General features: G+C 73.8%; 15 protein-coding genes. 7 read left to right on the top strand and 8 right to left on the bottom strand.

Features of this window, described 5'->3' with window-relative positions; all coding sequences use genetic code 11:
- The first annotated feature begins 9 nt into the window (after positions 1 to 9).
- Entirely contained in the window at positions 10 to 1,323 is a 1,314-nt protein-coding gene (locus EOD73_RS13055; RefSeq protein WP_127683443.1) for a DUF1501 domain-containing protein, read from the top strand.
- Between the two features lie 6 nt (positions 1,324 to 1,329).
- On the opposite strand, the gene EOD73_RS13050 is transcribed toward EOD73_RS13055, so the two are convergent.
- On the bottom strand, positions 1,330 to 4,443 hold the full coding sequence (locus EOD73_RS13050) for a ligand-binding sensor domain-containing diguanylate cyclase (protein ID WP_164846074.1): 3,114 nt from the start codon (positions 4,441 to 4,443) through the stop codon (positions 1,330 to 1,332).
- Between the two features lie 136 nt (positions 4,444 to 4,579).
- Positions 4,580 to 7,720: a ligand-binding sensor domain-containing diguanylate cyclase gene (locus tag EOD73_RS13045; protein ID WP_127683441.1), complete on the bottom strand. Its 3,141-nt coding sequence runs from the start codon at positions 7,718 to 7,720 to the stop codon at positions 4,580 to 4,582.
- 75 nt (positions 7,721 to 7,795) lie between these two features.
- On the opposite strand from EOD73_RS13045, the gene EOD73_RS13040 reads away from it, so the two are divergent.
- The 3 genes from EOD73_RS13040 to EOD73_RS13030 are packed head-to-tail and all read left to right on the top strand — an operon-like array spanning position 7,796 to position 10,039.
- Positions 7,796 to 8,896: a 6-carboxytetrahydropterin synthase gene (locus EOD73_RS13040; RefSeq protein ID WP_127683440.1), complete on the top strand. Its 1,101-nt coding sequence runs from the start codon at positions 7,796 to 7,798 to the stop codon at positions 8,894 to 8,896.
- A gap of 58 nt (positions 8,897 to 8,954) precedes the next feature.
- On the top strand, positions 8,955 to 9,590 hold the full coding sequence (gene queE / locus EOD73_RS13035; RefSeq protein ID WP_127683439.1) for a 7-carboxy-7-deazaguanine synthase: 636 nt from the start codon (positions 8,955 to 8,957) through the stop codon (positions 9,588 to 9,590).
- Complete coding sequence (locus EOD73_RS13030; protein WP_127683438.1) at positions 9,587 to 10,039, top strand: hypothetical protein; 453 nt, start codon at positions 9,587 to 9,589, stop codon at positions 10,037 to 10,039. Before queE ends, EOD73_RS13030 begins: the two co-directional genes overlap by 4 nt.
- 7 nt (positions 10,040 to 10,046) lie before the next feature.
- Here EOD73_RS13030 and EOD73_RS13025 read toward each other — a convergent pair whose 3' ends face one another.
- The 6 genes from EOD73_RS13025 to EOD73_RS13000 are packed head-to-tail and all read right to left on the bottom strand — an operon-like array spanning position 10,047 to position 15,628.
- A complete protein-coding gene (locus EOD73_RS13025; RefSeq protein WP_127683437.1) occupies positions 10,047 to 10,829 on the bottom strand; it encodes a hypothetical protein in 783 nt (260 codons plus the stop codon).
- Between the two features lie 25 nt (positions 10,830 to 10,854).
- Positions 10,855 to 11,541, bottom strand: a complete 687-nt coding sequence (locus EOD73_RS13020) for a general secretion pathway protein GspB (RefSeq protein WP_127683436.1) — start codon at positions 11,539 to 11,541, stop codon at positions 10,855 to 10,857.
- Complete coding sequence (locus EOD73_RS13015) at positions 11,542 to 13,200, bottom strand: ExeA family protein (protein ID WP_127683435.1); 1,659 nt, start codon at positions 13,198 to 13,200, stop codon at positions 11,542 to 11,544.
- 34 nt (positions 13,201 to 13,234) lie between these two features.
- Positions 13,235 to 14,011 carry an ABC transporter permease gene (locus EOD73_RS13010; protein WP_127683434.1) on the bottom strand — a complete coding sequence of 259 codons (777 nt, stop codon included), beginning with the start codon at positions 14,009 to 14,011 and terminating at the stop codon, positions 13,235 to 13,237.
- Positions 14,008 to 14,760, bottom strand: coding sequence for an ABC transporter ATP-binding protein (locus EOD73_RS13005; RefSeq protein ID WP_127683433.1), 753 nt, complete (start codon positions 14,758 to 14,760; stop codon positions 14,008 to 14,010). The genes EOD73_RS13010 and EOD73_RS13005 overlap by 4 nt, the downstream gene beginning before the upstream one ends.
- Positions 14,761 to 14,794: 34 nt before the next feature.
- Positions 14,795 to 15,628, bottom strand: coding sequence for an alpha/beta hydrolase (locus EOD73_RS13000; RefSeq protein ID WP_127683432.1), 834 nt, complete (start codon positions 15,626 to 15,628; stop codon positions 14,795 to 14,797).
- A gap of 71 nt (positions 15,629 to 15,699) precedes the next feature.
- Between EOD73_RS13000 and EOD73_RS12995 the strand changes: the two genes are divergently transcribed.
- From EOD73_RS12995 to EOD73_RS12985, 3 genes are read left to right on the top strand one after another with little or no spacing between them, the layout of a single operon-like run.
- The gene (locus tag EOD73_RS12995) at positions 15,700 to 16,233 is read left to right on the top strand and encodes a DUF6882 domain-containing protein (protein ID WP_127683431.1); all 534 of its coding nucleotides are present in this window, start codon (positions 15,700 to 15,702) and stop codon (positions 16,231 to 16,233) included.
- A gap of 38 nt (positions 16,234 to 16,271) precedes the next feature.
- Entirely contained in the window at positions 16,272 to 16,952 is a 681-nt protein-coding gene (locus EOD73_RS12990; RefSeq protein ID WP_127683430.1) for a response regulator transcription factor, read from the top strand.
- Positions 16,949 to 18,373: a sensor histidine kinase gene (locus EOD73_RS12985; RefSeq protein ID WP_127683429.1), complete on the top strand. Its 1,425-nt coding sequence runs from the start codon at positions 16,949 to 16,951 to the stop codon at positions 18,371 to 18,373. The genes EOD73_RS12990 and EOD73_RS12985 overlap by 4 nt, the downstream gene beginning before the upstream one ends.
- Positions 18,374 to 18,401 lie beyond the last annotated feature (28 nt).

Below are 18,401 nucleotides of genomic sequence, written 5' to 3'. Positions count from 1 at the left end.
GCCCGCCGCATGCACCGCCGCCACTTCCTGCAGGCCAGCGCCGCCGCCGCGCTGGCGCCCTGGGCCCAGCTCCAAGCCCTGGCCGAGACCACCACCGGCGCCGACTACAAGGCCATCGTCTGCCTGTTCCTGTTCGGAGGCAACGACGCCAACAACTGGCTGGTGCCCACCGATGGACGCTACAGCGGCTACCAGCGCGCCCGGCCCAACCTGGCCCTGGCGCAAAGCAGCCTTCGGCCGCTGGCCTTCAGCAACGCCAGCGGCTACGGCCTGCACCCGGCCTGGGCCGGGGTGCAGGGCCTGGTGAACGCGGGCCAGGCCAGCTTCGTGGCCAACATCGGCCCGCTGATGGTGCCCACCACGCAGGCGCAATGGCGCGCGCGCAGCGTGCCCCTGCCGGCCAACCTGTTCAGCCACAGCGACCAGCAGGGCGCTTGGCAAAGCGCCACGGTGGACGCGCCTGGGCGCAGCGGCTGGGGCGGCCGCTTGCTCGAGCGCAGCGTCGCCGAAGGCAGCGCCAACCGCGGCTACGCCGCCCTCAGCGTGGCCGGCGGCAACCTGTGGGAGGCGGGCGACCGCGGGCTCACGCCTTACCGCGTGAGCAGCAGCGGGCGCTTCGGCTTCGACTTCTACCAACCCAGCGGCAGCGATCCGCTGAGCCAGGCCGTCGCGGCCACCCTGGTCGAGGCGCGCGGCGACCCCTTCGAGCAGACCTGGCTCAACGTCATGGGCCGCGCCCTCGACACCCAGCGCGTGCTGGCCAGCGCGCTGGCCAACCAGTCCTTGAGCACGCCCTTCCCCGACACCGGCCTGGGCCGGCAGCTGCGCACCGTGGCCCAGCTGGTTGCTGCGCGCGGTGCGCTGGGCCTGAGCCGGCAGTGCTTCTTCGCCTCGATCGGCGGCTTCGACACCCACGGCGACGACCAGCTGCAGCGGCAGAACGAGCTGTTCACCGAGATCGACGGCGCCGTCACCGCCTTTCACGCCGCGCTCACGGCGATGGGGCTGGCGCAGCAGGTCTGCCTGTTCACCGCCAGCGACTTCGGCCGCAACCTGCCCAGCAACGGCGCGGGCACCGACCACGGCTGGGGCAGCCACCAGCTGGTGGTGGGCGGCCCGGTGCCCGGCGGGCGCTTGCTGGGGCGCTTCCCCACGCTGGAGGTGGGTGGGCCGGACGATGCGGGCCAAGGCGTGTGGATCCCCACCACCGCGCCCGACCAGCTGGGCGCCGAGCTGGCGCGCTGGTTCGGCACCGACGCCGCGGCCCTGGCCGCGGTGTTCCCCCGCGCGGCGCAGTTCGACCGGATCGCCGGTTGGGCCTGAGCCGGCTCAGGCCTTGGGGCCGCGCTCGATCTGCATGCGGGCGTCGGGCAGGCTGGCGTTGACCGACGCGATCAGCTCGAGCACGGGCGCGGCCTCGGCGCTTTGCACGCCCACCCAGCGGTTGCGGCCCTCGCGCTTGGCGGCGTAGAGCGCCGCGTCGGCCAGGGCCACCACCTCCGACCAATGCTCGGCGCGCGGCTGCGCGCGGTTCAGCGGGAAGCAGGCGTAACCGATGGAGCAGCTGGCCTTCACGGCCGTGCCGTCGGGCAAGAAGAAGGGCCGCGAGGCCACCACGCTGCGCGCGCGTTCGGCCAGCTCGGGCAGCCCCTCGCGCGAGGTGCCGCGGGCCACGACCAAGAACTCTTCGCCGCCCCAGCGCACCAGGTAGTCGGACTCGCGGAACACCTCTTGCAAGCGCTCGCGCATCTGTACCAGGACGGCGTCGCCGGCCGGGTGGCCGTGCTCGTCGTTGACCCGCTTGAAGTGGTCGATGTCGATCATCACGAAGGACAGGTCGGCGTCGCTCGGGGGCGGGGCACCCCGGCGCTGCGCCTCTTCGAACTGGCGGCGCACCAGGCGCAGGTCGTCGTCCAGGCGCTGCACGACGAAGCGGCGGTTGCGCAGGCCGGTGAGCGGGTCGGTCAGCGCCGAGTCTTCCAACTCCCGCGTCTTGGCCTCCAGCGCGCGCGTGGCCTCGGCCACCCGGGCCTCGAGCTGGCTTTGCCGCTGGCGCAGCACGCGCGTGCGCCAGTGCGACAGGCCCAGGGTGCCCAGCAGCACGCCGGCCACCATCAGCAGGCGGCCCCACCAGGCTTGCCACCAAGCGGGCTGCACCTCCACGTCGACGATCAGCAAGCGGCTGCTCCAGTCGCCGTTGCGGTTGCTGCCCTGCACCTGCAGCGTGTAGCGCCCGGGGGCCAGGCCGCCGTAGCTGGCCTGCCGCGTGCGGCTGGTGGTCTCGATCCAATCGCCGTCGTGGCCGAGCAGCCGGTAGCGAAAGCGGTTGCGCGCCGGCTCGCTCAGGTCCAGGGCGGCGAACTCCAGCGTGAAGCCGCCGTCGGACGGCCCCACCAGCAGGCGCGGTTGCAGCTGCGACAGGGGCCGTTCCTGCGCCCCCACGCGCAGGCCCGTGGCCACCACCGGCGGCTCGAAGCGCGAGGGCTGGAAGTCGCGCGGTTGCACCACCAGCACGCCCCGGCTGCCGCCGAACAGCAGGCGCCCATCGAGCGTTTGGGCGTAGGAGCGGAACCAGGCCGTGCCGATGTCCACCCCGTCGGCGCTGCTGAGCACGTGCAGGCGCTGCTCGCGCGGGTCGTACACGCCGCGCTGCGTCCAAATGCGGCCGCGCTCGTCCTCCAGCAAATTGGCGCCGAAGGCCTGCGGCACGGTGTGCGTGGCCTGGGCCAGCTTGTGGCCCAGGTACTCCATCTGGGCCGTTTGGCCGTCCCAGTCGCGCAGGCGGTGCAGGCCGGCCGTGGTGTCGACCCACAGGCGCCCGCCGCGGTCCAGCAGCAGGCCCAGCACGTTGGGGTTGACCAAGCCGGCGTCGGGGCCGAAGGCGATGCGCGCAAGGCGGTCGCTGCCCGCGGGCACCGGGTACAGGCCGGTCTCGGCGCCGACCCACACGGTGCCGTCGGTCGCCTGGACGAGGGCGTTCACGTCCCCCGTCAGCGGCCGGCCGTCTTGGTGCTGCACGCGCACGAAGGCGGTGGCGGTGGGCGCCAAGCGGTACAGGCCATCTTGGGTGCCCGCCCAGATGGCGCCGTCGCGGTCGGCCAGCAGGCGGCGCACGCGGCCTGGCCCCACGGCGTAGGACTGGGCCACGGCCCGTGCGTGGGCGAAGACCAGCACGCGGGCTTCGGCGCCGGCCCACACCCGCCCGTCGGGCGCCTGCGCCAGAGCGGCCACGCGCCCCGGCCCCAGGCCCTGCTGCCCGCTGGGGATGGCGCCCACGGTGCGCAGCTGCGCGTCGAGCAGGGCGATGCCGCCATCGCTGGTGCCGGCCCACAGGCTGCCGTCGCGCAGCACGAGCAGGCTGCGCACGTCGGGTCGGGCCATGACGCTTTGCGGATCGGCATCGGGGCGGCGCACCCACACGGCCTCGTCCAGGGTGTTCACGCGCTGCAGGCCACTGCCGTAGCCGCCGACCCAGAGCACGCCACCGGGGTCGCGCACCAGGCTGCGAATGTCGGCCCCAGCCAGGCCCCAGGGCTTGGCGATGTTCGGCCGCAGGGCCCGCTGCAAGCGGCCGTCGTCGGGCTGCCGGATCTCGATGCCCGCGGCGCGGCCGATCCACACCTGCCGCTCGCTGACGCGAGAGATGGCCTGGACGGCGCCCAGCGTGCTGGGGCCGTCGTCGAGCCGGCGGGGGCTGCCCACGGTGCGCGGCACCTGCCACAGCGCACCGTCTTGCGTGCCCACCCAAACGCTGCCGTCCGGCATCGGCGCCAAGGCCAGCACCACCTGGCCTTCCAGCCCGAAGGCCTGGCCGTCGGGCAGCTTGGGGCGGCTCAGGCGCTCGGCCCCGGCCGGCAGCACGGCCACGCCATTCCAGGTGCCCACCCAGAGGTTGCCGTCGGCGTCGGCGCTGACGTGCTGCACCCGCGGGTCGGGCAGGCCTTGCGCCGCGCCGTAGGTGCGAAAGCGCCCGCTCGCCGGGTCCAGCATTTGCAGGCCGCCGCCGATGAAGCCCACCCAGATGCGGCCGCCGCGGTCCTCGGCGATGGTGCGGATGACCCCGGGCGCCAGGCTGTCGGGCTGCTGCGGTGTGTGGCGGTGGACCTGCCAGCGGTCGGCCACCGGGTCGTAGACCGACAGGCCCTCGCTCTCGGTGCCCAGCCAGATGCGACCGTCGCGCGCGGCCAGCAGCGCGCGGATGAAGGTGGTGCCGCCGGTGCGGCGGTCGGGGGCGTTGAGGGCCACGGGCGTGAAGCTGTGCCCGTCGAAACGAACCAGGCCGACGCTGGTGCCGATCCACACCATGCCTTGCGGGTCCACGCCCAGCGTGGAGACCACGCCGTCGGGGATGGACGCGCCGTCGCCGAGGGTTTCGAAGTGAGGCTCGAAGAGGCTGGGGGGCGGCGTCGCCGACGGCGCCTGCGCGCTGGCGGGGCCGAGCACGAGGCCGAACGAGAGGCCAAGCACGAGGCCGAGTGCCCCCACCCCGCCCAGCCTCCAGCGCGTTGCCCGCATCGCCCGCAAACCAACCTCCTGCCTCCGTGCTGCGGCCGATTCTGCACGCAGTCAGGACGGTGGCTCAGGGGCCGGGCGCCCCCCGCACGACGCGGGCCTCGCACTCCAGCTCGCCGCTGAGCGACTGAGCGATGGCAAAGGGCGTTCCCCGTCCTTGCACCACGCCCACCCAGCGGTTTCGGCCTTCGCGCTTGGCGGCGTAGAGCGCCGCGTCGGCCACGGCCAGCACGGCCGACCAGGGCGCACCGCGCGGCTCGGCCGGGTCCAGTGGGTAGCAGGCGAAGCCGATGGAGCAGGTCACGCGCAGCGGTTCGCCGTCCGGGATGATGAAGGGCTCGTCGGCCACCGCGCAGCGGGCGCGCTCGGCCAGGTCGGCCAGGCCCTCGCGCGAGGTGCCGCGGGCCACCACCAAGAACTCCTCGCCGCCCCAGCGCACCAGGTAGTCGGAGTCGCGGAACACCTTCTGCAGCCGCGGGCGCATCTGCACCAGCACGGCGTCGCCGGCGGCGTGGCCCAGCTCGTCGTTGATGCGCTTGAAGTGGTCGAGGTCGATCATCACGAAGGACAGATCGGCGTCGGTGGGCGGCGGGTGGCCCAGGCGAAGCGCTTCTTCCAGGTGGCGGCGCGCCAGGCGCTGGTCGTCGTCCAGGCGCTGCAGCACGAAGCGGCGGTTGTGCATGCCGGTCAGCGGGTCGGTCAGCGCCGACTGCTCCAGCGCCTTGGACTTGGCCTCCAGCGCGTGCGTGGCGATGGACACCTGCTCTTGCAGCTCGCTTTGGCGCTTGCGCAGCAGGCGCGTGCGCCAGTGCGCGCCGGCCCAGCCCAGGCCCAGCAGGCCCAGCAGCACCAGGCCGCGGCCCCACCAGGTTTGCCACCAGGCGGGCTGCACCTGCACCTGCACGCTCAGCAGCTTGGGGCTCCACTCGCCGTGGCGGTTGCTGCCCTGCACCTCCAGGGTGTAGCGGCCGGGCGCCAGGCCGCCGTAGGTGGCCAGGCGTTGGCGCGTGCGCGACTCGATCCAATCGGCGTCCACGCCTTTCAGGCGGAAGCGGTAGCGGTTGCGCGCCGGGTCGCTCAGGTCCATGGCGGCGAACTCCAGGCTGAAGCTGCGCTCGTCGGGTGCGAGCACCAGCGTGGGTTGCAGGCGCGCCAGCGGCACCTCTCGCGAGCCGATGCGCAGCACCGTGGGCACCACCTGCGGCATGAAGCGCGTCAGCTCGAAGGCCTGCGGCTGCACCACCAGCACGCCGCGGCTGCCGCCGAAGAGCAAGCGTCCGTCGCTGGCCTTGGCGTAGGCGCGGAACCAAGCGGAGCCGATGTCCACGCCGTCGGCCACGCCCAGTTGGCGCGCGCGCTGCTGCACCGGGTCGTAGACGCCGCGGTGCGTCCACAGCTTGCCGCGGGCGTCTTCCAGCAGGTTGGCGCCGAAGGCCTCGGTGCCCACGCCCGGCTGCTCGCCCAAATAAGCCATGGTGGCCTGCCGGCCGTCCCAGGCGCTCATGCGGTGCAGGCCGGCGGTGGTGTCCACCCACAGGGTGCCGTCGCGGCCGATCAAGAGCCCGACCACGTTGGGGCTGGCCAGCCCGCCCTGCGGCGCGTAGGCGATGGGCGCCAGGGCCTTGCCGCCGGCGGCGATGGGGAACAGGCCGGCTTCGGCGCCGACCCAGAGCTTGCCGTCGGGCGCCTGCTCGATGGCGTTGACGCCGCCCACCAGCGCGCGGCCGTCGTGGTGGGCCACGCGCTCGAAGCGCCCGCCCGCCGCCGCGCGGCGGTACAGGCCGTCTTGCGTGCCGGCCCAGACCACGCCCTCGCGGTCGACCATCAGGCGGCGCAGGCGGCCGCGGCCCACTTCATGGGGCACGGCCTGTGCCTTGGCGTGGGCGAACTCGTAGACCTTGGATTCGACGCCCACCCACAGGTGGCCGTTGGGGCCCTGCGCCAGCGCCGTCACGCGGCCGGGTTCGAGGCCCTGCTGCCCGCCGGCGATGCCGCCCACGGTGCGCAGCGCGCTGTCCAGGATGGCGATGCCGCGGTCGTTCGTGCCCGCCCAGACCGTGCCGTCTTGCAGCGCCAGCAGGCTGCGCACGTCGGGCTCGGCCATCGCGCTGCGCGGGTCCTCGTCCGCGCGGCGCACCCACAGCGCCTGGTCCAGGTTGTTCACGCGCTGCAGGCCGGTGCCGTAGCCGGCCACCCAGAGCAGGTCGGCCGGGTCGCGCAAGATGGCGCGGATGTCGGCACCGGCCAGGCTCCAGGGCTTGCTGGCGCGCGGGCGCAGGCTGCGCAGCAGCAGGCCGTTGGCCGGGTCGCGCAGCTCGATGCCGGCGCCGCGGCCCACCCACAGCTCGCGGGCGTTCACCGCGGTGATGGTTTGCACCGCGCCCAGGGTGCCGGGCCGGCGGTCCAGCTGCGTGGCCACGCCTTCGGCCAGGGCCACGCGCCACAGCTCCCCGTCTTGCGTGCCCAGCCACAGGCTGGCGTCGGGCAGCAGGGTGATGGCGTGCACCACCTGGCCGGCCAGGCGCAACTCGGTGTCGTCGTGCAGCGGCAGGGGCGTCAGGCGCTGGGCACCGGGCAGCAGGCGCACCAGGCCGTTCCAGGTGCCCACCCACACCGTCCCGTCGGGGCCGATGGTGATCTGCTGCACGCGCGGGTCGGGCAGGCCCTCGGCGGCGCCGTAACGCTGGAAGCGGTCGCTGCCGGGCGCCAGCACCTGCAGGCCGCCGCCGTTGCTGCCCACCCAAATGCGGCCCTGCGCGTCTTCGGCCAGGGTGCGCACCACGCCGCCCAGGCTGTCGGGCTGCTTGGGGTCGTGGCGGTAGACCTGCCACTGCTCGGTGCGCGGGTCGTAGGCGCCCAGCAGGCGGCCGTCGGTGCCCACCCAAATGCGGCCGTCGCGCGCCGCCATCAAGGTGCGCACGAAGGTGGTGCCCACGCCGGTGCGGCCCAGGCCGGCCATCGAGACCGGCACGAAGTGGTGCCCGTCGTAGCGCAGCAGGCCCACGCTCGTGCCCACCCAGACCATACCGTTCGGGTCGAGCGCCACCGAGGAGACCACGCCGTCGGGGATGGAGCCGGCGTCGCTCAGGCTTTCGAAGCGCGGTTCGGCCAGGGGTTGCGGCGGCAGCGCGGCCGACGGCGCGGCCCAGGCGGCGCACCACGCGCCCCAGACCCATGCCCCAATCCCTGCCCAAACCGCTCGCCGCACCGAATCGCCCCACGCCAAAAATGTGGGCGCGATTCTCCCCGGCGGCGGCGCGCTTGGCGCCCGACAATCACGGGGGTGAACCCCAGCCTCCTCCACAGCGCCGGCGCCGGCTTCGAAGCCGCCTGCCACATCCCCGCCCTGCCGGAAGGGCACCGCAGCCGCCGCCTGCACGGCCACAGCTACTTCGCCCGCGTGCGCGGGGCCCTGCCCTCGGGCTGGGCGCCCTTCCCCGGTGCCGAGGTGGCCACCCTGCGCGAGCGCCTGGAAGCCGCCGTGGCCCCGCTGGACCACGGCCTGCTCAACGATCACCTGCCCAACCCCACCGACGAGAACCTGGCCCGCTGGTTGCGCGCGCAGCTCGGCGACGTGCCCGGCCTCGGCCAGGTCAGCGTGGCCAGCACCCCCCACAGCGGCGTGGACCTGGACACCGCCGGCCACGCCCACGTGTGGCGGCGCTACCGCTTCCAGAGCGCGCACTGGCTGCCCAACGTGCCGCCCGGCCACCAGTGCGGGCGCCTGCACGGCCACGGCTTCGAGGTCATCGTGCACGCCAACCAAACCCTGGGCGCCAACGACGACCTTGCCATCGACTACGACCACCTCGACGATCTCTGGGCGCCGCTGCACTTCCAGCTCAACTACCGCTGCCTGAACGAGCTGCCGGGCCTGGACAACCCCACCAGCGAGCGCCTGTCGTCCTGGATCTGGGCGCAGCTCAAGCCCCAGCTGCCGGCCTTGAGCTGGGTCACCGTGTTCGAAACCGGCAGCAGCGGCGCCAACTTCGACGGCGCGAACTACCGCATCTGGAAAGAGTTCAGCATGGACTCCGCCGTGCAGCTGCGCCGCGCGCCCCAAGGGCACCCGCTGGCCGGCGTGCACGGCCACACCTTCACCCTGCGCCTGCACCTGCAGGCCCCGCTGGACGCGGTGCTGGGCTGGGCCGTGGACTACGGCGACGTCAAGGCCCTGTTCAACCCGGTGTTCAAGCGCCTGGACCACCACCCCCTGCACCAGGACCCCGCGCTGAGCGACGGCGACTGCGCCACCCTGGCCACCCACGTGCTGCAGGCCGCCCGCGAGGTGCTGCCCGCCACCGACCGCGTCGACCTGTTCGAAACCCGCGGCAGCGGGGCGATTGCGACGCTGGGCGACACGAACGAGTTGATTCCGGTATGAGCGCGTCGGGCCGCTCCCAAGCGCGAATTCCGCAGCGCGAAGCGCGGAGGACTTCCCCATGACCTACGCCGTCAAAGAATGCTTCTACACGCTGCAAGGCGAGGGCGCGCAGGCCGGCCGGCCCGCGGTGTTCTTGCGCTTTGCCGGCTGCAACCTGTGGAGCGGCCGTGAGCAAGACCGCGCCACGGCGGTCTGCAACTTCTGCGACACCGACTTCGTCGGCACCGACGGCGAGGGCGGCGGCAAGTTCACCACCGCGCAAGACCTGGCCGCCCACGTGGCCGCCCGCTGGCCCGACCTGACGCAAGGCAAGCCCTACGTCGTGTGCACCGGGGGCGAGCCCCTGCTGCAGCTGGACGAAGCCGCCATCGACGCGCTGCACGCCCAAGGCTTCGAGGTCGCGGTGGAAACCAACGGCACCCAGCCCGCGCCCCAGGGCCTGGACTGGATCTGCGTCAGCCCCAAGGCCGACGCGCCCGTGGTGCTGACGGCGGGCCACGAGCTCAAGCTCGTCTTCCCCCAGCCCTTGGCCCGACCCGAGCGCTTCGAGCACCTCGACTTTCAGCACTTTTACCTGCAGCCCATGGACGGCCTGCTGCAAAAGCAGCACACCCAGGCCGCCATCGCCCACTGCCTGGCCCACCCGCAATGGCGCCTGAGCGTGCAAACGCACAAGGTGCTCGGCATCCCATGAGCGCGCGCCGGGCTAACTGCTTGGCCCTGGCCTTGGCGATGACGGCGGTGGCGTGCACGCCCGCCTCGCACGACGTCAGCCGCGCCCTGGGCCGGGCGGTGGACGACCCCGACACCCGCCGCGTGCGCATCGCCGAGTTGACCGCCTTCGACTGGGACGCGATGCACCTCTTCGAGCCCTACGCCTCGCGCACCACGGTCTGCGCCGCGCTGAAGCTGGACGACGCCGGCTGCGCCCGCTCGGTGCAGGTGGAAAGCCAGGACGACGGCGAGATGACCCTGGCCTTCGTGAAGGCCGGGCGCGTGGTGCACGTGCAGCTGCACCGCCGCAGCCGCGGCGACTTCAGCCCGGTGCCCGAGGCGCAGCCGATCGCGAAAGCGGCGGCGGTGTTCGCGGTGCAGCGGGCGCCGGGTGGGCGGGTGCGATTGACCTGGGTGGGCGCGCGCTAACGCCGGTTCAACGCACGCAAGGCGATGCCGCGCCGGCCGGGACGGGACCCGCCTGGCGAAGGTGCAACCAAGGCCCTTGGGGCGGTTCGCCGTCCACCTGCAGGATCAGCAAGCGCACCGTTTGGTCGGTCTTGGGGTAATGCACGTCCAGGCGCTGGAAGGCACGGAACTCGCTGCGGTTGCCCGCGTAGGCCACGTTGATCGCTTCGCGCGCCCAGCGGTGGCCTTCTTCGGCGTCGCGATCGGGCGTCACGTCCTGGGACGCGGCCACACGCCCACACTTTTGCAGCAGGGGCGTCACCCGGTTCACCGATGCCGCCGCGGTTTCGCGCAGCGCGGAAGACGACCAAGCGGGAGGGCCCACGCGCCGCCAGGTGCCCTCCAACAACTGCAAGTTGTCGCAGCGCGCCAGGGCCGCGCCCTGCTCGCCGGCCAGCCACACCGTGCAGCCCCGGTCGCTCCATTGGACGACGGCGGCCAAGGAGGCAGCCGCTGCATCCTGGGCGTGGACGCCCCGCCATTCGATGGCCTGGGCCATCCAGACCTCGTCGCTCAAGCGCACACAACCCGGTCGCGTCACGCGGCGGTCGTCGCACACCCGGATGGGGGCGCGGGTGAAGGGTTCAAGCTGGGTGGTCGTTGTGCGTCCGTCAACCCTCGGTGCCGGTGCGATCGGCAGCATGCGGCTGTCCAGCAACTGCAGCCGAACGTCCGGCTTGGCGGTGGCGGCGCCCACGCAGCAAACGGCCAGCACGAGGACGGGCCAGCGATGGACAAGGCGTGGGATCAAGCGGCGCCTCAAGGGTGGGGCGGTTTCAATACGGCAGCGTGAACCGCTGCCCCTGGAACACCAGCACCGCCGCGCGCGGCTGGATCTCCTCCAGCACCAGGCCGGGGGCGACGGTGTCGCCCTGGCGGACGACCTGGCCGTTCAGGATCAGCATGCGGCTGGCCGGGTCGGGCGAGTGCATGGCGCCGCCCACGGTCAGGGGCGAGAGCTGGCGGCGCGTGGCCTCGGGCAGCTCGCGGTAGGTGGGCATCGCGGCGGCGGGCGCTGGCGTGACCGGTGCTGCGGGCGCTGCCGCCGTGGGGACCGTGGGCGCGGGGCTCGGTGGCTTGGCGGTCGGGGCCGGCGCTGGAGCGGGCGCGGGCGGGCGCACCGCCGGCGCTGGCGCTGTTGCTGGCGCAAGAAGCGGGGCCGCGGTCGCGACGGGGCCGGGCGAGGGGGGCGGCGCCGCCCCTTGCGCAAGGGCCGCCGGCGCCGGTGCGGGCGGCATCGCGGCGGGCGGGGCCGAACGGCCCAGCCACCACGCGCCGGCCCCCACGCCCGCGAGAACGATCAGCCCCAAGCCCCACCACAGCGGCGCACGGCCGGCGGCGCGGGCGGCGGCGGGCGGCAGCGGCAAGTCGCTCAGCACCGCGCTGTGCACGCCGGGCACGCTGGCCTTCTCTTGTTCGCGCTCGGCTTCGGCGCGGCGCAGGGCGTCGAGGATGTAGGACATTCAGCGGCGCTCGTGGAGGTTGACAGCGCTCAGGCGGGGTTCGTCGACCCCGGTGGCGCGGTTCAGGTGCATGAGGGTGCGCGGGCCGGCCATGCCGTCGGCGGGCAGGCCCTCGGCGGCTTGGAAGGCGGCGATGCGCTGGCGCAGGCTGGCTGCGGCCGGCAGGGGCTGGCCGATTTGCGCGAGGGCGAGTTGGCGCGTCAGCCACTGGGCCTGCGGCGCGGGGGCTTGCTCGCCCAGGCGGCCGCGGTAGCCCTCGGGCGTGCGCCACAGGGTGGCGAAGTCGCCGCGCCACTGCGCGGCCAGCTCGGACAGCGGCAGCACCCACTCGCCCTGGGCGCCGCGCAGCACGGCGGCGTCGGGGCGCAAGGCCACCAGCAGCGCCGCGCTGGGCGGGGCGTCGGCGGCTTGCAGGGTCAGCAGACCCGGGCGGTCGAGTCGACGCAGGTCGGCCAGGCTCAGGCGCTGGCGCCAGCAGCGGGTTTGGTGATCGCCGGCTTGCTCGCACACGGGGCGCTCGGCGCTGGGCGTCCAGCCCCAGGCCGGCGCCAGGGCGCGCCAGGCGGCCTCTTCGTTCGCGAAGGGCGCGTAGGCCACCGCGGGCGCCGAGGCGCTGGGGGCCGGTGCCGATGCGGCGGCTGGTGGCGCTGAAGCCGCGCGAGGCGCGGCCGCGCTGGCGGCGGGCAGGGCCGGTGCCGGCTTGGGCGTTGGGGCCGGCGCTGCGCGCCACGGGGCGGCCTGCCAGGCCCAGGCGGCGCCGGCCAGCAGCGCCACGCCCGCGGCCCCGCCGGCCCAGCCGCGCCAGGCCTTGCGCTTGGGCAGGGCCTCTTCGCCCATCACCTCGGCCGCGGCGCGGCGCACGGTGGCGGCGCTCACGCGCGGCGCGTCGCCGCTGTAGGCGCCCAGCAAGGCGCGGTCGGCCAGCAGGTTGATGCGGCGCGGGATGCCGCCCGAGAGCTTGTGCAGCGCGCGCAGCGCGCCAGCGTCGAAAGGCAAGGCACCGGCCAAACCGGCCACGCCCAGGCGGTGGCGCACGTAGCGGGTGGTGTCGGCCTCGTCCAGCGCCTCCAGGTGGTAGCGGGCGATGACCCGCTGCGCCAGCTGCTCCAGCTCGGGCTGGGCCAGCAGGGTGCGCAGCTCGGGCTGGCCGATGAGCACGATCTGCAGCAGCTTGCGCTCGTTGGTTTCGAGGTTGGTCAGCAGGCGCAGCTGCTCCAGCACCTTGCTGGACAGCTGCTGCGCCTCGTCGATGACCAACAGGCAGTTCTCGCCCGCGGCATGGGCCTGCAGCAAGAAGGCGTTGAGCGGGTCGATGAAGTCTTTGACGCTGCGCGGGCGCTCGTGCCTCTCGGTCGGTTCGGGGCGGTAGCTCACGTGGAACTCGTCGCACACCGTCTGCAGCAGCTCCAGCGCCGACAGCTTCGGGTTCACCACGTAGGCCACGTGCACGTGCGCCGGCAGCTGCTCGAAGAAGGCGCGGCACACCGTGGTTTTGCCGGCGCCGATCTGGCCCGTCAGCAGCACCACGCCACCGCCGCCGCGCACGCCATAGAGCAGGTGCGCCAGCGCCTCGCGGTGGCGCTCGCTCATGAACAGGTAGCGGGGGTCGGGGGCGATCGAGAAGGGCTCTCGCTTCAGCCCGAAGAAGCGGGTGTACATCGGGGCGCGAGCTTACGTGCAGCCAGGTGGCGCTTCAGCGCCCCCGCCAGGTCCCCACCCACGCGCGCTCCAGCGCGGCGACGGCACCGTACAGCCCCAGGCCGGTGAGTACCACCAGCGCCAGGCAGGCAAACATGCGCGGCATGTCGGTGCGGAACGAGGCCTCCAGCATGCGGCTGGCCAGGCCGGTTTGGCTGCCGGCGGCCCCGGCGGCGAACTCGGCCACCACGGCGCCGATCAGCGCCAGGCCGGCGCCGATGCGCAGGCCCGCCAGGAAGTAGGGCACGCAGCCCGGCACCAGCAAGAAGCGCAGGCGCTGCCAGCGCGTGGCGCCGTAGAGCTGGAACAGCGCGTTCAAGCCGGCGTCGGTGGCGCGCAAGCCGGCCAGGGTGTTGCTCAGGATGGGGAAGAAGGCCACCACCCAGGCGCACAGCAGCAGGGCGGTGCTGGGCTCGTTCACGTAGATGAGGATGATGGGCGCGATGGCCACCAAGGGCGTGACCTGCAGGCCGATGGCCAGGGGCATCACGGCGCGCTCCAGCGCGGGCGACAGCGCGAACAGCGCCGCCCCCACGATGCCGCTGGCGCAGGCCAGGGCCAGGGCGCTGAGCGTGACCTTCAGCGTGAAGGCCCAGGCCCCGGCGAAGCTGCCGAAGTCGTCCACCAAGGTGCTGGCGATGGTGCTGGGCGCGGGCAGCAGGTAGGGCGGCACGGCGCCGCCGCGCACCGCGGCTTCCCAGGCGCCGAACAGGGCCAGCAGCAGCAGGGCCGCGGGCAGGTGTTGCAGGGCGTGCGAACCCCAGCGCTTCATGCGGCGGCCCCCTGCGCGGTCTGCATGCCGGCGGCCAGCGCCTCCTGCGCTTGGCGCACCAGCGCGAAGTAGGCGTCGCTTTGCGCCCAGCCCTCGGCGCTGCGGGCCGAGGCCACGTCGATCTCGGCGCGCACGCGGCCCGGGCGGGGCGACATCACCACGATGCGGTCGGCCAGGCTCACGGCCTCGAACACGCTGTGCGTGACCAGCAGCACGGCCAGGCTGGGCTGTTCGGCGCAGCGGGCCAGCAGCTCCTGGCCCAGGCGCTCGCGGGTGATCTCGTCCAGCGCGCCGAAGGGCTCGTCCAGCAGCAGGGCCTCGGGCTCGGTGACCAGCGCGCGCGCCAGCGCGGCGCGCATCTGCATGCCCCCGCTCAGCTCGTGCGCGTAGGCCCGCTCGAAGCCCCCCAGGCCCACGCGGGCCATCTGCGCGGCGGCGCGTTCGCGCGCGGCGCCGGCCCCCAGGCCTTGCAGGCGCAGGGGCAGGGCGACGTTGTCCACGGTGCGGGCCCAGGGCATCAGCGTGGCCTGCTGGAACACGCTGCCCCAGCGCGGCGCGTAGCCGGCGTCGAAGGCCAGTCGGCCTTCGCTGGGCGCTTGCAGGCCGGCCAGCACGCGCAGCACGCTGCTCTTGCCGCAGCCCGAGGGGCCCAGCAGCGCCACGCGCTCGCCGGCGCGCAGGCGCAGGTTCAGGCCTTGCAGCACGGTCAGCCCGCCAAAGCGCAGGCCAAGGTCGGTCAGGGTCAGCACGGTCGGGTCAGCGGGGTCGAATCGGGGGGTGGGCTCAGGCGGGCAGGTCGAAGGCGAAGCGCAGCGCCGCCGGCAGCTCGGCACGCCAGGTGGGCTCGTTGTGCTGGCCGGCCTCGTTGACGCGCAGGGTCGCCACGGCGGGCTTGGCGATGAGCCGGTGCAGGCGCTCGGCGTTGGCCACCATGTCGCGGTCCTCGCGGCCGCCGGCGTAGACGTAGACGCGGGTGTCGGCCGGCAAGGGTTGCTTCTCCACCAGATCGAAGGCCTGGGGCGCGATCCACAGCGAGGGCGACATCACCAGCCCGCGCCCGAAGGTGCCGCGGTACAGGCACAGCCCGGCCATCGTGATCAGCCCGCCCATGCTGCTGCCGGCCAGGCCGGTGTGGGCGCGGCCGGGCTGGGTGCGGAACTGGCGGTCGATCAGGGGCTTCACGGTCTCGGCCACGAACGCGAGGTAGGCCTCGCCCTCGCCCAGGCCGAAGCGCGGGTGGTCCCAGGGGTTGAGCTCTTGCATGCGGCGCTCGGCGCCGTTGTCGATGCCCACGGCGATGGCCTCGAAGCCGGTCTGCGCGGCCAAGGCGTCCAAGGTTTCGTCCACGCCCCACTCGCCGGCGTAGCTGGTGGCCTCGTCGAACAGGTTCTGCCCGTCGTGGAAGTAGATGACGGGGTAGCGCTGGCCGGGCTGGCTGGCGTAGCTGGGCGGCAGGTACACGCGCAGCGTGCGCTCGCGGTTCAGCCCGGGCATGGCCAAGGGCGGCAGCAGTTGCAGGCGGTCGCCCACCGTGCGGGGCCGCGCCTGCGCGTGGGCGGGAACGCGGAGCAGGGCGGGGGCGGCCAGCGCGGCGGCCAGGCAGTGGCGGCGTTTCATGGGCGGCGATTGTGGGGGCCGCGGGCCGGGCGGGGGACACTCCGGCTTTGCCTTTGCCTGCCTGCCCCGCCATGACGCGCCTTGCTTCGCTGTTGCTGTGTGCCCTGTTGACCTGGGCCCTGCCCACCCCGGCGCACGCCGAGTCGCCCGAGGCCTTCATCCAGGCCTCGCTGGCCACCATGCAACAGCAGGCCGAGGCCCATGCAGCCCAATGGGGCTTGGGCAAGGCCAAGCGCTGGTCGGCCGACCTGTCGCGTGGCGTGCTGAGCTTCGAGTTCGCCGACGGCCGCCGCGCCGAAGCGCCGCTGCAAGTGGTGGGCACCTACGACACCGAAACGGCCAGCTTCCAATGGGGCTGGGACCACGCTGCCGTGCCGCCGGCCTTGCGCCAGCACGCCGAGTTGGCCCGCCAGTGGGGCGAGCGCGAGCGTCTTCCCAAGTTCAACACCCGGGTGGTGCGCTGTGGCGAAGAAGAGGCCTGGGCCTTTGCCGCCGTGGCCAGCCGCCTGGGGGACGCGAAAGGCGTGTACCGCGGCTACTCGGGCACGGTGCGCCTGTTCGTCACGTTTGGCGAGGTCAGCATCTCCCGCCCTCCGGGAAAGTGAGCCTGTCCGGCCGTGATCAGGTTCATTAAAGTTTGTTCATGAACCTGATGCTGGCCGAAGACGACGCCCTGCTGGCCGATGCGCTGTGCGCGCAGATGCGCCGCGCGGGCTTCACCGTGGAGCACGCGCCCAACGGCGCCGTGGCCGAGTTCCTGCTGGGCCGCCAGGCCTTCGACGCCGCCGTGCTCGACATCGGCCTGCCCATGGTCGACGGCCTGACCGTGCTGCAGCGCGTGCGCGTCACCCAGCCGGCCCTGCCGGTGCTGCTGCTCACCGCGCGCGACGGCCTCGAAGACCGCGTGGCCGGCCTCAACGCCGGCGCCGACGACTACCTGACCAAGCCCTTCGACTTCCCCGAGCTCGAAGCCCGGCTCAACGCCCTGCTGCGCCGCGCGCGCCTGAGCCCCAGCGCCCCGCGCGGGCAAAGCCTGGGCCAGCTCACGCTCGACGCCGACAGCCGCCGCGCCCTGGTCGACGAGCAGCCCCTGGAGCTCAGCCCGCGCGAGTGGCTGCTGCTGGAGCTCTTGATGGCGCAGCGCGACCGCGTCGTCACCAAAGAGCAAATCCTGCAGACCTGGGGCCAAGACGGCGGCGAGCCGCAGAGCAACGCCATCGAGGTCTACATCCACCGCCTGCGCAAGAAGCTCGAAGGCGCCGGCGTGGCCGTGCGCACCGTGCGCGGCCTGGGCTACCTGCTGGAAGCGCAAGCCGCGCCATGAGCCCGGCGCAGCCCGCCTCGCTGCAGCGCCAGCTGCTGCTGTGGCTGCTGCTGCCGCAGCTGGTGCTGTGGGCCGCGGGCGCGCTGTTCACCTACAAGCTGGCCGAGCGCTACGCCACCGAGGCCGTGGACGCCAGCCTGCTGCAGGCCACGCGCGCCCTGTCGCGCCAGATCAAGCCCCTGGGCCACGGCCTGGTGATCGACCTGCCCCGCGCCGCGCAAGACGTGCTCGAGGCCGACCCCAACGACAAGCTGCTCTACACCGTCAGCTCGCCGCCCGGCCAGTTCATCCTGGGCAACCGCAACCTGCCCGAGCCCCCGCAGCGCGCCCGCGTGAACGAAACCCTGGGCCAGCCCCTGGTGTACGACGGCCAGCTGCCCGGCGAGGAAGGCCAGGCCCCACAAGACCTGCGCGTGGCCTCGCTCACCCTGCAGGTGGGCGAGCCCGAGGGCCCGCCGACCACCATGCGCGTGCAGGTGGCGCGCAGCAGCGCCAACCGCCAAGAGCTGACGCAGCGCCTGCTCATCGACACCGTGCTGCCCCTGTCGGTGCTCATGGTCATCATGAGCCTCATCGTCTGGGCCGGCGTGCGCGCCGGCCTGGCGCCCATCCACCGCCTGCGCAAGGCCGTGGAGGGCCGCGCCCCCGACGACCTGCGCGCCATCCAGCTCGACGTGGCGCCCACCGAGCTGCGCTCGCTGGCCATGGCCATCAACCAGCTGCTGGACGCCGTGCAGCGCACCGTGCAGGGCCAGCGCCGCTTCATCGCCGACGCCGCCCACCAGCTGCGCACGCCCCTGGCCGGCTTGAAGGGCCAGGCCGAGATCGCGCTGGCCGACGCCGACGACCCCGCCCAACGCGAACGCTTGCGCCGCGTGGTGGAGGGCGCCACGCGCAGCGCGCACTTGGTGGCCCAGCTGCTGAGCCTGGCCCGCGCCGAGCCCGAGGCCGGCGGCGCGCAGACCTTCCAAGCCCTGGACCTGGCCAAGCTCGCCCGCGAGTTGACCGCCGAGTGGGTGCCCCGCGCCCTGGCCGCTGGGCTGGACCTGGGCCTGGACGACAGCAGCAGCCCCGTGGCCCCGGTGCGCGGCCACCCCACGCTGCTGCGCGAGGCCCTGGCCAACCTGATCGACAACGCCCTGCACTACGCCGGCCGCGGCGCCGAGGTGACGGTGCGCGTGCTGGTGCTGGCCAACGAGGTGCAGCTCAGCGTCACCGACACCGGCCCGGGCCTGCCCGCGCACTGGCACGACAAGGTGCTCGAGCGCTTCGTGCGCGCCACGCACGAGGGCGGCGGCTGCGGCCTGGGCCTGGCCATCGTCAAAGAGATCGCCGAGCGCCACGGCGGCCGGGTGGCCGTGGCCGGCCACGCGCCGCAGGGCCTGGTGGTCACCGTGAGCCTGCCGCTGGCCAAGGGCTGAGCGCGCATGAAAAAGGGCGCCTGTGGGC

It is taken from the genome of Inhella crocodyli, from assembly GCF_004004565.1.
Taxonomy (GTDB): Bacteria; Pseudomonadota; Gammaproteobacteria; order Burkholderiales; family Burkholderiaceae_C; genus Inhella; species Inhella crocodyli.
Note: the sequence above shows the minus strand (reverse complement) of the source record. Positions and strands in the feature narration are given on the sequence as shown.